A 12,302-nucleotide genomic window follows, 5' to 3' on the forward strand; every position below is an offset into this window, starting at 1 on the left:
ACGACGACGTCATGACCGACACCGCCACCGCCACCGACGCCATCCGGATCGGCACCGCCCCCGACTCGTGGGGCGTCTGGTTCCCCGACGACCCCAAGCAGGTGCCGTGGAAGCGCTTCCTCGACGAAGCGGCCGCTGCCGGGTACGAGTGGATCGAGCTCGGACCGTACGGCTACCTGCCGACCGACCCGTCGCAGCTGTCGGACGAGCTTGAGTCGCGCGGGCTGAAGCTGTCCGCCGGCACGGTGTTCACCGGGTTCCACAAGGGCGAGGACCAGTTCCAGCGTGCCTGGGACCAGGCCGTGGCGGTCGCGGGTCTGGCGGCGAAGCTCGGCGCCCAGCACCTCGTGACGATCCCGGACCTGTGGCGCTCGGACGCCACGGAGGAGGTCCTCGAGTCGCGCACCCTGACCGACGAGCAGTGGGACCGCCTCGGCAAGGGGCACGACCAGCTCGGCAAGGCGCTGCTCGAGGAGTACGGCGTCCACCAGCAGTTCCACACCCATGCGGACAGCCACGTCGGCACCTACAAGGAGACCGTGCGGTTCCTCGAGGTGACGAACCCCGAGTACACGAACCTCTGCCTCGACACCGGCCACTTCGCGTACTACGGCGGCGACAACCTCAAGCTCATCGCCGCACACCCGGAGCGCATCGGATACCTGCACCTCAAGCAGGTCGACACCGACCTGCTGTTCGACGTGCTGAAGAACGACGTGCCGTTCGCCACCGCCGTGTCCCAGGGGATCATGACCGAGCCGCCGCACGGCACCCCGGAGCTCGGCCCGATCATCGAGGCGGTCGCGAAGATCAACCCGGACGTCTTCGGCATCGTCGAGCAGGACATGTACGGCTGCTCGGTCGACGCCCCCGGCCCGATCGCCGAGCGCACCTTCCAGCACATCTTCGGTTCCACGTCCGCCGCCCGCGTGTCCTGACCGGCCCAGCAGCCGTCCACGCAGCGTCATCTACCCCAGGAGCACCGCCATGAGCACCACTGACAACCTCCGCGTCGCCGTCGTCGGCGCGGGCGCCATGGGCAGCGACCACATCCGTCGCATCACCTCGACCATCGCCGGCGCCGACGTCGTCGCGATCGTCGACCCCGACACCGGCCGCGCGACCGCGGCCGTGGCGAAGGCGCCCGGCGCGATCACCGCGGCATCGTTCGAGGAGGCGCTCGACGCCACCGCGATCGACGCCGTCATCGTCGCGACGCCCGGCTTCCTGCACGAGCCGGTCCTGGTGCCGGCGATCGAGCGCGGTCTCGCCGTCCTGTGCGAGAAGCCGCTGACGACCTCGGCCGAGGACTCGTTGCGGATCGTCGAGCTCGAGCAGGCCACGTCCGACCGTCCGAAGATCCAGGTCGGCTTCATGCGCCGCTTCGACAAGGGCTACCAGGAGCTGCGCGCGCTGCGCGAGTCCGGGGCCAACGGCGCCCTGCTCGCGCTGCACCACGCGCACCGCAACCCGACCACGCCGCCGAACTTCAGCGAGTCGATGCTCATCCACGACTCGGTGATCCACGAGATCGACATCATCCCGTTCATCACGGGCGAGGCGATCACGAGCGTCGAGGTCAAGAAGCCCCGCAAGAACTCGCTGGCGCCGGCCGACCTGCCCGAGCCGCAGTTCGTGTTGTTCACCACCGAGTCCGGCACCATGGCGATCGTCGAGATCAACGTGAACGCCCAGTTCGGCTACCAGGTCACGACCGACGCGGTGTTCGAGTCCGGGGTCGCGTACATCGGTCGCGAGACCTCGCTCAACCTCGTGTCGCAAGGTGTCTCCGGCCAGGGCGTCACCCCGTCGTTCGTCGAGCGCTTCGGTGCCGCGTACGACGAAGAGGTGCAGCGCTGGGTCGACGCCGCGCGCACCGGTGGCATCGACGGCCCGAGCGCCTGGGACGGCTACACGGCGTCGGTCGTCGCCGAGGTCGCCGTGCGTGCGCAACAGTCCGGTGCGCTCGAGCCGATCACGTACGCCACAGCGAAGCCCGCGTTCTACGAGACGGCCTGATCGATGCCGAAGATCGCACTCGACCCCACGCCCTACCACCACGACCTGTCGCTGCTGGAGTTCCCGCAGAAGGTGGCCGACCTCGGCTACGAGTACCTGCAGCTCACCCCGCACAAGGACTTCATCCCGTTCTACCGGCACCCCACGGCCGACGACGACCTCGTCGACGCGTTCGCCGCGGCGTGCACGACGGCCGGGGTCCAGGTCGCGTCGGTCCTGCCCGTCCTGCGCTGGGCCGGCCCGGACAAGGAGGCCCGCGAGGCCGCCGTCAAGAAGTGGAAGCGGGTCATCGAGATCACGAAGCGCCTGGGCGTGGACACGATCAACACGGAGTTCTCCGGCCGCCCCGAACGCGCCGAGGAGTCCGAGGACCAGTTCCACTGGGCGATGGAGGAGCTCCTGCCGATCATCGAGGACTCCGGCATCCGGGTCCTCATCGACCCGCACCCCGACGACTTCGTCGAGGACGGACTCGAGGCGCTCCGGGTGATCCGCGGGCTGAACTCGAAGAGCATCGGCTTCGTCTACGTCGCCTGCCACACGTTCCACTACGGCGGGAACATGGATGAGATCATCGACGCCGCGGGCGACTCGCTGCAGCTCGTGCACGTCGCCGACGCGTACGACCACCACCGGTCGCACGGCCTGCGCTACATCACCAACCCGCCTGGCAACCCGGTCCGCGTGCACCAGCACCTGCCGGTCGGCCAGGCGGACGTCGACTTCGACGCCTTCTGGGCCGCCCTCGACCGGGTCGGCTTCACGGCGCGCGAGGACACCGTCGCGGTGTCGAGCGTCTTCGCCGAGGACGAGAACGCCGACGAGGTCTCGCGCTTCCAGCTCGACACGATCAAGAAGGGACTCACACGATGACCGACACCCTCTCGTCACCGGCGATCACCGACGCCGACGTCCGACCCGTCACACTGCAGGCCGCGTCGCAGACCGTGACCGCCCTGTGGAACGACTCCGCCGACCCGCGCGAACTGTCCACCGCGATCCACGAGTACGGCGCCGTCGGGGCGACCTGCAACCCGGTGATCGCGTACACCTGCATCAAGCAGGACCCGGAGACGTGGGTGCCGCGCATCCGCGAGATCGCCGCGGAGCACCCGACGGCAGGGGAGTCCTGGATCGGCTGGAAGGCCGTCGAGGAGCTCTCCATCGCGGCGGCCGAGCAGCTGCTGCCCGCGTTCGAGGCGTCCGGCGGCCGCAACGGTCGCCTGTCGATGCAGACCGACCCGCGCTTCCACCGCGACGCCGACGCCCTGGTCGAGCAGGCCGTGCGGTTCTCGCAGCTCGCCCCGAACATCATCGTGAAGATCCCCGCCACCAAGGTCGGCATCGCCGCGATCGAGGAGGCCGCCTACCGCGGGGTCTCGATCAACGCGACGGTGTCGTTCACGGTGCCGCAGGTCGTCGCCGTCGGTGCGGCCATCGAGCGTGCGCTCGACCGTCGTGCCGCCGACGGGCTGCCCGACCAGGAGTTCGGCCACGTCGTCACGCTGATGGCCGGCCGGTTCGACGACTGGCTGAAGACCGTCGTCAAGCGCGACCACGTCATGGTCGACCCCGGCATCCTCGAGTGGGCCGGCGTCGCCGCGGTGAAGAACGCCTACCGGGTGTTCCAGGAGCGTGGCTTCCGGTCGCGCGTGCTCGTCGCCGCCTTCCGGAACGCCCTGCAGTGGTCGGAGTTCCAGGGCGGGGACCTCGTCGTCTCGCCGCCGTTCCAGTGGACGAAGGACATCAACGCGAACGCGTTCCCGTTCCGTCCGGACGCCATCCACGACGAGGTGCCGGCCGACGTCATCGCGGCCCTGCGCGCGGCGACGCCCGAGTTCGCGCGCGGGTACGACGTCGACGGCATGACGATCGACGAGTTCGACCGGTTCGGCGCCACGGTGACGACGCTGCGCCAGTTCCTCGACGCCGACGCGCAGCTCGACGCCCTGGTGCGGGACATCATCTTCCCGCCGAACTGAGCCGAGTCACTTCGTGAGCAGAAGACGTCGGGTCGCCCCAGGTGACCCGACGTCTTCTGCTCACGGTCTTCGTACTGACAAACCACGAGCAATCCCGTACGATGGTTGGCGCGCTCCAATCGGCGCCCACGAACGAAGGAGTTCCCATGGACAGCATCGGCGTCGGCCTCGTCTCGGTCGGCTGGATGGGGCGGCTGCACTCGCGCGCCTACCGCGCCCTGCCGGACCACTTCCCCGAGCTCGGCGTGCAGCCACGGCTCGTCGTCGCCGCGGACCCGATCGAGGCCGCACGCGACCAAGCCGTCACCCGCCTGGGCTACGAGCGGGCTGTCGCGGACTACCACGAGGTCCTGGCCGACCCGGCCGTCGACGTCGTCTCGATCTGCTCGCCGAACTTCCTGCACCGCGAGATGGCGGTCGCCGCTGCCGAGGCCGGCAAGCCGTTCTGGATCGAGAAGCCGATGGGCCGCTACGCCAGCGACTCCCGGCAGATCCACGAGGCCGTCCAGCGTGCGGGCGTCATCACGAGCGTCGGGTTCAACTACCGGCACGCACCCGCGATCGAGCGGGCACGCGAACTCGTGCGCAGCGGTCGCCTCGGTCGCATCACGAACGTGCGCGGGTCGCTGCTCGCCGACTACTCGTCGGACCCCGCGGCGCCGCTCACGTGGCGCTTCGAGCGGGAGCGTGCCGGTTCGGGCGTGCTCGGCGACCTGCTGTCGCACGGCCTCGACCTGGCGCAGTACGTCGTCGGCCGGATCGCCAGCGTGAGCGCACTGGCCGAGACGTTCATCCAGGAGCGCCCGAAGCCGGCCGCGGGCATCGTCGACCGGAGCGCCGCAGCCACCGGCGAGCTCGGCCGCGTCGAGAACGAGGACTACGCAGCCCTGCTCTTCCGCTTCGAGGACGGTGCCGTCGGCACCATGGACTCGAGCCGCGTCATGCGGGGACCGCACGCTGAGTACACGCTCGAGATCTACGGCACCAAGGGTTCGGTGCGGTGGGACTTCCAGCGGCTCAACGAGCTCGAGGTGTACCTCGACGGGCAGGAGGTCGACGGCTACGCCACGCACTACGTCGCCTCGGGTGACGGCGAGTTCGCGCGCTTCCAGCCCGGCGCCGGCACGGCCATGGGCTACGACGACCTGAAGACGATCGAGGCCGCCCAGTTCATCGCGAGCGTCCGTCGCGGGGAGCAGCTCGCGCCGTCGGTTGCCGACGGACTGGCCGCTGCGTCCATCGTCGAGGCGGCGGAGGCGTCCCTCGCCGACGGCGCGTGGCACGACGTCGCGCGCGTCGACGGACCGCTCACCTACGCGGCGGCGACCCCGTGCTCTAGACGGTCGCGGACGACGGACGGGAGGCGCGGTGCCAGCTGGCACCGCGCCTCCAGTCCGTCTGTTGCCGGGTCTCGATCCATGTTAGTTTGTCAGGACAAAGTCCCGAACTGCAGGAGGCACCATGCCGCTCGTCCGTATCGACCTCGCCACCGGCCGCACGCCGCAGGCGGTGCGCGCCATCGCCGACGCGATCCACACGGCCATCGTCGACGTCTACGGGATCCCGCTGCGCGATCGCTTCCAGATCGTCACGGAGCACCCGGCGGGTCAGATCATCGCCGAGGACGCGGGGCTCGGCTTCGAGCGCACCGACGGCGTGGTGATGATCCAGGTCTTCACGCAGCGTGGGCGCACCGACGAGGCGAAGACGACGCTGTACGCGGCCGTCCACGACGCTCTGGCAGCGATTGGAGTGGCGTCCGAGGACGTCTTCATCGGCTACGTCGAGAACGGGCCGCAGGACTGGTCGTTCGGCTTCGGCCGCGCACAGTACGTGACCGGCGAGCTCGGCGTGCCCGCGTCCGCCTGAGCGGGGGGGGGGGCTGCGCCCGCTCGCTCCGGCCCCGGCCCCGGCCCGAGGTTCCGAAATCTTGGCTTCTCGAGGCGTCCGGCGCTCGTCCGTGGAACCTCGGCGTCACGCGCGCGGCAGTTCGTGGAACCTCGACGTCACGCGGACAGCACGAACTGCCTACTTGTCGACGAGGGTGACCTCGAACGAGTAGCGGTCGGGGCGGTAGCAGTGCACGCCGTACTCGACCGCGCGGCCCGAGGCGTCGTACGCCGTGCGGCTCATGGTGAGCACGGGGTCGCCGTCCTCGATCTCGAGCAGACCGGCCTCTTCGTCGGTGACCGCGCGGGCACCGATCCGCTGCTTCGCCACCCGCATCGTCACACCGCGGCCGCGAAGCAGCTGGTACAGGCCGTGGTCCTGCAGGTCCTGGTCGGTGATCTCGAGGAACTCCGGCGGCAGGTAGTTCTCGAGGATCGCCATCGGGACGTCCTCGGCGAACCGCACGCGGCGGATGTGCGCCACGATCGTGCCGGGCTCGATGCTCAGGGCTGCGGCGACCTCGTCCGAGGCAGGGACGTCGTTGCGCTCGAGGAGCTTCGTTGCCGGTGCCTGTGACCCCTGGGCCAGGTCGTCGTACAGGCTCGTGAGCTCGACCTTGCGGGTCACCGGGCCGTGCACGACCTGTGTGCCGATGCCGCGGCGGCGGACGAGCAGGCCCTTGTCGACGAGGTCCTGGATCGCCCGGCGGATCGTCGGGCGGGACAGCCCGAGGCGCTCGCCGAGCGCGATCTCGTTCTCGAGACGGGCGCCGGGAGGCATCACGCCGGAGCGGATCGACTCCTCGATGCGCGAGGCCACCTGGAAGTAGAGGGCATCGGACCCGACCGGTCCAGGTCCATGAACAGGTCGGACGGCAGCTGGCCTTCGTTGGTCATCGCGGTCCTTCGGGGAATTGCGGGTTCGGCAGCGATGCCGAGGGATTGTCGTGACAATACCACCGGGTGCTCTGCTCCCCGGTGTGCCACTCCCGTCAGTGCTCGACCGCGGCCTTCAGCTTGGCGAGGCCCTTCTCGAAGTCGCCGCCGAGGAACTTGTCCATGTTGACGAACACGCCCATCACGCGCGACATCAGGTTCTGCGGGCTCGTCATCGACCAGACGACCCGCGTGCCGTCGGTCGCTTCGTGCAACCGGAACGCCACCGCGCTCGACGACTTGAACGGTGCGGTGAACTGCAGGTCGACGTCGACCTCGGTGGCATCGACCCGGGTGATCGCCATCGATCCGGCACCGGCCTTGCGGTTGCCCTTCCAGCTGTAGGTCGAGCCGACCGCCCCCGGTTCACCGGTGTACGTCCGGTGCAGCGCGGGATCCTGCCCCTCCCACGGCGACCACTCGACCCAGCGGTGCAGGTCTGCCAGGTACGGCGTGATGTCCGTGGCGCGAGCCGTGATGACGGTCTCGCGTTCGATCGTGGTGGGCGCAGCCATGCGCTGAGCGTAGTGCCGCGGTCGAGGGCGCGACAGGGACCTTCGGATCGGCCGACTCGGCCGACTCGGCCGGCTCGGCCGACTCGGTGACCTCGGTCAGCTCAGTCGGCGAACACCATCGGGCGGTTCGACAGCCGTGGCTGCGGCGTCGAGGCCTTGGGCTTCTCGGCACGGGCCCGGACCGGGGCGATCGTCACCCGGGTCGCTGCCCCCAGGGCCTCGACCGTGTCGGTGCCGTGGTGGCTGGCAGCGTGGATGACGATCGCGGCGCACGCTTCGGCATCGGCGGCGGCGTCGTGGTGCTGGAAGCCCTCGAACCCGGCGGCCATCGCGGCGACCGGCAGCCGGTAGGAGTCGAGCGTGTAGGTCTTGCGGGCCACCGCGAGCGAGCACATCGAGTGGTGCTCGGCGAGGTCGATGCCGGTGGCCGAGCAGCCGCCGGCGATGACGCCCATGTCGAACCGAGCGTTGTGCGCGACCAGGACGTCACCCTCGGCGAAGGCCACGAGGTCGGGGTACTGCTGCTCCACGTCTTCGCGCGCACGACGTCCTCGGCGACGATCCCGTGGATCCGGGTGTTCCACTCGAGGAACGCGTCGTGTCCGAACGGCGGGCGGATGAACCACGACGCCCGGTCGACGACCCGGCCCGCGCGGACCTTGACGAGTCCGACGGAGCACGCACTGGCGGGCGAGCTGTTCGCGGTCTCGAAGTCGATCGCGGTGAAGTTCAACGGCACGGTTCCGATCGTCGCACGGGGCGCCGACATCGCCGGAAGCCGCCTCGGCGTTGCGGCCGGACGCTCAGCGGCGTCGTGCCGAGCGGGAACCGCTGCGCCGACGTCGCGCCGTTGCGCGCCAGGTCGCCGTCCGTCGGGCTCGTTCGCGCTTCCAGTGCGGCGCGAGCAGCGTGCCCACCATCTCGAACGCCACCGCGACGCCGTCCAGCCGCCAGCGCAGCGGCAGGCGCTCGACGTGTTCGGTGAGCCCGGCGGTCAGATCGCCGGTGACGACCGGGAACCCTGCGTCCCGGGGAGGGGATCCCGCGGAACCGGTCCTCTTCGGCGTAGTCGATCGTGTCGTCCTCGGGGTCGTAGACGACCAGGACGTCCGCCTCGAGCTCGGCCATCGCGTCGTGCAGCTGCTCGAGCTCAGCGCGGGAGGCCTGCTCGAGTGCGGCGAGGGTCTTCGGGGCGAAGCGCTGCCGCAGCGCCGGTGCTCCCATGCCCACCGAGTGCACACCGCGCTCGTCGCGTTCGAACCACATCGACGTCCTCCTGTTCCGTCGCCCGGTCCGGACGACGGGGTCCACGCTGCCACGACCGGCTCGCGCCGGTTCTGAAGGACGGACTGGAGGCCCGGGTCGGCTCCGGCGGGCCGCCGCCGGTAGGCTCTTCTTCCGTGGCTCTCACCATCGGAATCGTCGGTCTCCCGAACGTCGGCAAGTCGACCCTGTTCAACGCCCTGACCAAGAACCAGGTCCTCGCCGCGAACTACCCGTTCGCGACGATCGAGCCGAACGTCGGGGTGGTGAACCTGCCCGACTCGCGGCTCGACCAGCTCGCCGAACTCTTCCACTCGGAGAAGACCGTGCCCGCGCCGGTGTCCTTCGTCGACATCGCCGGCATCGTCAAGGGTGCAAGCGAGGGTGAAGGGCTCGGCAACAAGTTCCTCGCCAACATCCGCGAGGCCGACGCCATCGCGCAGGTCGTCCGCGGCTTCACCGACGACGACGTCGTGCACGTCGCGAACAAGGTGTCCCCGAAGGACGACCTCGAGGTCATCAACACCGAGCTGATCCTCGCCGACATGGAGACGATCGACAAGGCGCTCCCGCGGTACGAGAAGACCGTGAAGCTGAAGCAGGCCGAGCCGATCGTGCTCGAGACCGCTCGCGAGGCCCGTGCCGCGCTCGAGCAGGGCACCCTGCTGTCCGCCACCACGATCGACCTCGCGCCGATCGCCGAGCTCGGACTCCTGTCGGCCAAGCCCTTCATCTTCGTGTTCAACGTCGACGAAGCGATCCTGACCGACGACGCCCGCAAGGCCGAGCTCGCCGCCCTCGTCGCTCCCGCCCAGGCCGTGTTCCTCGACGCCCAGGTCGAGTCGGAGCTCATCGACCTCGACCCCGCTGACGCGGCCGAGCTGCTCGAGTCGACCGGGCAGACCGAGTCCGGCCTCGACCAGCTCGCCCGGATCGGCTTCGACACCCTCGGGCTGCAGACCTACCTGACGGCCGGTCCGAAGGAAGCCCGTGCGTGGACGATCGGCAAGGGGTGGAAGGCGCCCCAGGCTGCCGGCGTCATCCACACCGACTTCGAGAAGGGCTTCATCAAGGCCGAGGTCATCTCGTTCGGTGACCTGGTCGAGACCGGCTCCATCGCCGAGGCCCGCGCTGCCGGCAAGGCCCGGATCGAGGGCAAGGACTACGTCATGCAGGACGGCGACGTGGTGGAGTTCCGCTTCAACAACTGACCCCGCCGCGGGTGCGCCAGGATGAGCGCATGACGAACCCACAGGCAGGTTGGTACGACGACGGTTCCGGCACCATGCGGTGGTGGGATGGTTCGGCGTGGACGGAGCAGGTGCAGCCGAAGGCACCGGGCGCGGCTGGCATCGGCGGAGTGATCGACCGTATCCAAGCGGAAGCCGCGGCGGGCGGGCAGCCTCGTCCGGCGCAGAACGGCATGAGCTACGTCGTCCTGCAGGTGGTGCTGCGGGAGAAGTTCTTCGGGACGGGGTCCGGCAACCTCACCGAGCTGGAGAAGGCGATCAACGCGCAGGCTGCGCTCGGTTACCGGCTCCACACGATCACGACTGCTTCGTCGGGCAGCACCGGATTCGGCGGCGGAGACCGGCTCCAAGCCACCATGGTGTTCGAGCGGATCAGCTGAGTCGGCGAGTTCGGCTGACGGCGCGCGTCGTCAGAGCGGCACGGCTTCGGTGAGAACATGCGCGAAGAACTTGTCGTGTTCGATGTCATCAGTGAGGACGTCGACCTCGAACCCGGTGAGGCGCTCGACCACATTGGCGAATCCGCCGAGGTCGAACAGCGAAGCCGCGGGCGTCAGGCTGACCAAGAGGTCGATGTCGCTGTGCTCGGTGTCGTGACCTCGAAGAGCAGATCCGAAGACGCGGACGTTCTCGATGTGGAAGCGCTTCGCCTCGTCGCGGATCGTGTCCGCGAAGACCACGAGGGGGATGCTCGGCCGGGTGCGAGCCGCGGTGAGGATCCACCCGAGCGACTCCGGGTTCGGTCGCATCCGTCCGCTCTCGTAGTCGGAGAGCTCCGGCAATCCCACGCCGGCGGCTTCGGCGAGGTCGGCCTGCGAGAACCCGATGTCCTCGCGCGCAGCACGGATCAGTTCCGCGGCGCGGTCGATTCGCGTCGTCGCTTCCGTCACGGTCATCGACTGTAGGTGGACCGCGGCGGCTCCGGGAGGGAGCTGAGGGGCTAGATTCAGACCGTCCGAGTGCCCGAGGAGGCCCCATGTCGTACGTCGTCGACTTCGTGAACGTGTCCACGGTGGGTCTGGAGTCCTCGCCGGTTGCCGACGCACTCGCCGGGCTGCGGGCCAACGAAGCACGGTACTTCGCGAACAAGTACGACCACGTGTTCACCACGCACGCCGCAGCTGACGTGCCGGACCTGGTCGCCTACGTGCGGCGGGTGCTCGAGGAGGAGCGCGGGCTGGTGATCGCCCCACCACCGCTCGAAGCCACGGAAGCCCTGGTCGACGGCGTGCGCTGGACGTACGTCTTCTACGAGTCCGGCCTGGCGATCAACGTGCTCTACACGCTCGAACCGGGCGGCAAGCGTGCGGTCGGCTTCAAGCTCTCCGACGGGATGGACGTGCCCGAGGAACTTGCCGACAAGTTCAAGTTCGCGCGGCAGAAGTCGAAGCTCGCCGGCACGATCCGCGGCTCGTTCTTCGTCGTGAAGGGCGAGTACTGACATCGTGAAGATTCCGTGCATGCAAAATACTTGGTACTGCACGCAGTGCTGATCGACCCTGGTCACCACGAACCGGTGATGAAGGGCAGGGAATGGGCTATGACGGCGACTCTGGTGAAGACTGCGGTGATGCGCGGCCTGTACGTCGGGTTCACGGGCGACAGCTCCCGAGCGCGGGCGATGCGGTTGCTGCTGAACGAGAAGCGGGCGTCAGCGGCACAGCGAGCGGCAGCCGAGGAGAGGCGGACGCGAACGTCCTCAACATCGCTGCTACGGAGATGTTCAGTGGACCGGTAGCGTCCCCGCGTGTCCTGGCCGAGTACGAGCGGCTCGTTCCGGGAGCGGCCGAGCGGATGATCGGCTGCCACCTCCGCTCCGAAGCCGTCGCTGCTGACGCCGTCGAGCGTCTGAGCAGGGCGGAGGCAGTCGCCGTCCTGACGGGTGTCATCGGTGCGCAGGTGCTCACGGTCGGAGCGCTCATCGCGGGAGCGATCCTCATCTCGACCGGTCACACGGTCGGGGCGCTCGCAGCGATCGTGCCGGGAGTACTCGGGGCGGCGTCCCAGGTCGTGGCTGCGGCCCGTCGAGGTGCATGACCGTCGCACGGCCGGTCGTGGGAACGACGAAGCGCCGCCGGGACAGCCCGGCGGCGCTTCGCGTTCGTACTGGTGGTGCCTAGGCCGCGAGGGCCATGTCGCCCGCGTGCACGGACTGCGCCTGCAGCAGGGTTCGGCTGGCCTCGCCGGCCCAGGAGCGGCCCGGGACGGTCCAGCCGGCCTCGCCGACGGCGTCCAGACGGGTGCCGCGGGTGACGAAGGTCTGCAGGTCGTCGGCCGCGATGCGGACGAGGTACTCGCGCTGCGAGCGGTCGTCACGCACGGGGAACTCGGCGATGCGGTCGAGGGTGATCGTCGGGGCCGCGAGTGCGGTCCCGAACACGGTGATTCGTTCGTTGCTGGTCATGGTGCTGTACTTCCTGGTCATTCGGCGCCAGGGCGACTCGGTGT

At 69.3% G+C, this 12,302-nt stretch carries 13 protein-coding genes and 3 pseudogenes; 10 read left to right on the forward strand and 6 right to left on the reverse strand.

Annotated elements, in window-relative coordinates:
• Positions 1-11: 11 nt before the first annotated feature.
• The 6 genes and pseudogenes from ACZZ0J_RS17580 (at position 12) to ACZZ0J_RS17605 (ending at position 5,870) form a co-directional block, all read left to right on the forward strand.
• Positions 12-938, forward strand: coding sequence for a sugar phosphate isomerase/epimerase family protein (locus ACZZ0J_RS17580; RefSeq protein WP_194648883.1), 927 nt, complete (start codon positions 12-14; stop codon positions 936-938).
• Between the two features lie 49 nt (positions 939-987).
• Entirely contained in the window at positions 988-2,019 is a 1,032-nt protein-coding gene (locus ACZZ0J_RS17585) for a Gfo/Idh/MocA family protein (RefSeq protein ID WP_463437870.1), read from the forward strand.
• 3 nt (positions 2,020-2,022) lie between these two features.
• Positions 2,023-2,892, forward strand: a complete 870-nt coding sequence (locus tag ACZZ0J_RS17590; protein ID WP_123938993.1) for a sugar phosphate isomerase/epimerase family protein — start codon at positions 2,023-2,025, stop codon at positions 2,890-2,892.
• Positions 2,889-4,001: a transaldolase family protein gene (locus ACZZ0J_RS17595; RefSeq protein WP_463437871.1), complete on the forward strand. Its 1,113-nt coding sequence runs from the start codon at positions 2,889-2,891 to the stop codon at positions 3,999-4,001. Before ACZZ0J_RS17590 ends, ACZZ0J_RS17595 begins: the two co-directional genes overlap by 4 nt.
• A gap of 146 nt (positions 4,002-4,147) precedes the next feature.
• A pseudogene (locus ACZZ0J_RS17600) lies at positions 4,148-5,269 on the forward strand (Gfo/Idh/MocA family protein); the annotation flags it as partial.
• 193 nt (positions 5,270-5,462) lie between these two features.
• A complete protein-coding gene (locus ACZZ0J_RS17605; protein WP_463438224.1) occupies positions 5,463-5,870 on the forward strand; it encodes a tautomerase family protein in 408 nt (135 codons plus the stop codon).
• Between the two features lie 159 nt (positions 5,871-6,029).
• Here ACZZ0J_RS17605 and ACZZ0J_RS17610 read toward each other — a convergent pair.
• From ACZZ0J_RS17610 to ACZZ0J_RS17625, 4 genes and pseudogenes are all read right to left on the reverse strand, one after another.
• Positions 6,030-6,787 (reverse strand): annotated as a pseudogene (locus ACZZ0J_RS17610) (GntR family transcriptional regulator).
• Positions 6,788-6,882: 95 nt separating this feature from the next.
• Positions 6,883-7,341 carry an SRPBCC family protein gene (locus ACZZ0J_RS17615; RefSeq protein WP_194648269.1) on the reverse strand — a complete coding sequence of 153 codons (459 nt, stop codon included), beginning with the start codon at positions 7,339-7,341 and terminating at the stop codon, positions 6,883-6,885.
• A 101-nt stretch (positions 7,342-7,442) separates the two neighbouring features.
• Positions 7,443-8,080: pseudogene (locus tag ACZZ0J_RS17620) on the reverse strand (exonuclease domain-containing protein).
• Positions 8,071-8,607: a hypothetical protein gene (locus ACZZ0J_RS17625; protein ID WP_463437872.1), complete on the reverse strand. Its 537-nt coding sequence runs from the start codon at positions 8,605-8,607 to the stop codon at positions 8,071-8,073. The pseudogene ACZZ0J_RS17620 and the gene ACZZ0J_RS17625 overlap by 10 nt, the downstream one beginning before the upstream one ends.
• A gap of 134 nt (positions 8,608-8,741) precedes the next feature.
• Between ACZZ0J_RS17625 and ychF the strand changes: the two genes are divergently transcribed.
• Together ychF and ACZZ0J_RS17635 are read left to right on the forward strand one after the other, a co-directional pair.
• The gene (gene ychF / locus ACZZ0J_RS17630) at positions 8,742-9,815 is read left to right on the forward strand and encodes a redox-regulated ATPase YchF (RefSeq protein ID WP_214546851.1); all 1,074 of its coding nucleotides are present in this window, start codon (positions 8,742-8,744) and stop codon (positions 9,813-9,815) included.
• A gap of 11 nt (positions 9,816-9,826) precedes the next feature.
• Positions 9,827-10,234 (forward strand): DUF2510 domain-containing protein, encoded by a 408-nt coding sequence (locus ACZZ0J_RS17635; protein WP_463437873.1) that lies wholly within the window; start codon positions 9,827-9,829, stop codon positions 10,232-10,234.
• A gap of 30 nt (positions 10,235-10,264) precedes the next feature.
• On the opposite strand, the gene ACZZ0J_RS17640 is transcribed toward ACZZ0J_RS17635, so the two are convergent.
• Positions 10,265-10,744, reverse strand: coding sequence for a nucleotidyltransferase domain-containing protein (locus tag ACZZ0J_RS17640; protein WP_463437874.1), 480 nt, complete (start codon positions 10,742-10,744; stop codon positions 10,265-10,267).
• A gap of 86 nt (positions 10,745-10,830) precedes the next feature.
• Here ACZZ0J_RS17640 and ACZZ0J_RS17645 point away from each other — a divergent pair, with 86 nt between their 5' ends.
• Together ACZZ0J_RS17645 and ACZZ0J_RS17650 are read left to right on the forward strand one after the other, a co-directional pair.
• Positions 10,831-11,295 carry a phage tail protein gene (locus ACZZ0J_RS17645; protein ID WP_463437875.1) on the forward strand — a complete coding sequence of 155 codons (465 nt, stop codon included), beginning with the start codon at positions 10,831-10,833 and terminating at the stop codon, positions 11,293-11,295.
• Between the two features lie 278 nt (positions 11,296-11,573).
• A complete protein-coding gene (locus ACZZ0J_RS17650) occupies positions 11,574-11,891 on the forward strand; it encodes a hypothetical protein (protein WP_463437876.1) in 318 nt (105 codons plus the stop codon).
• Positions 11,892-11,970: 79 nt separating this feature from the next.
• Here the strand turns inward: ACZZ0J_RS17650 and ACZZ0J_RS17655 are convergent, their stop codons facing one another.
• Positions 11,971-12,258 (reverse strand): hypothetical protein, encoded by a 288-nt coding sequence (locus ACZZ0J_RS17655; protein ID WP_463437877.1) that lies wholly within the window; start codon positions 12,256-12,258, stop codon positions 11,971-11,973.
• Between the last annotated feature and the right edge of the window lie 44 nt (positions 12,259-12,302).

The organism is Curtobacterium sp. AC272, from assembly GCF_979258155.1.

Bases quoted from the DNA above. Each gene is read 5' to 3' on its own strand.
- ACZZ0J_RS17605 (WP_463438224.1), top strand. From the start codon at position 5,463: ATGCCGCTCGTCCGTATCGACCTCGCCACCGGCCGCACGCCGCAGGCG.
- ACZZ0J_RS17580 (WP_194648883.1), top strand. From the start codon at position 12: ATGACCGACACCGCCACCGCCACCGACGCCATCCGGATCGGCACCGCC.
- ACZZ0J_RS17595 (WP_463437871.1), top strand. From the start codon at position 2,889: ATGACCGACACCCTCTCGTCACCGGCGATCACCGACGCCGACGTCCGA.
- ACZZ0J_RS17590 (WP_123938993.1), top strand. From the start codon at position 2,023: ATGCCGAAGATCGCACTCGACCCCACGCCCTACCACCACGACCTGTCG.
- ACZZ0J_RS17645 (WP_463437875.1), top strand. From the start codon at position 10,831: ATGTCGTACGTCGTCGACTTCGTGAACGTGTCCACGGTGGGTCTGGAG.
- ACZZ0J_RS17615 (WP_194648269.1), bottom strand. From the start codon at position 7,341: ATGGCTGCGCCCACCACGATCGAACGCGAGACCGTCATCACGGCTCGC.
- ACZZ0J_RS17585 (WP_463437870.1), top strand. From the start codon at position 988: ATGAGCACCACTGACAACCTCCGCGTCGCCGTCGTCGGCGCGGGCGCC.
- ACZZ0J_RS17625 (WP_463437872.1), bottom strand. From the start codon at position 8,607: ATGTGGTTCGAACGCGACGAGCGCGGTGTGCACTCGGTGGGCATGGGA.
- ACZZ0J_RS17655 (WP_463437877.1), bottom strand. From the start codon at position 12,258: ATGACCAGCAACGAACGAATCACCGTGTTCGGGACCGCACTCGCGGCC.
- ACZZ0J_RS17650 (WP_463437876.1), top strand. From the start codon at position 11,574: ATGTTCAGTGGACCGGTAGCGTCCCCGCGTGTCCTGGCCGAGTACGAG.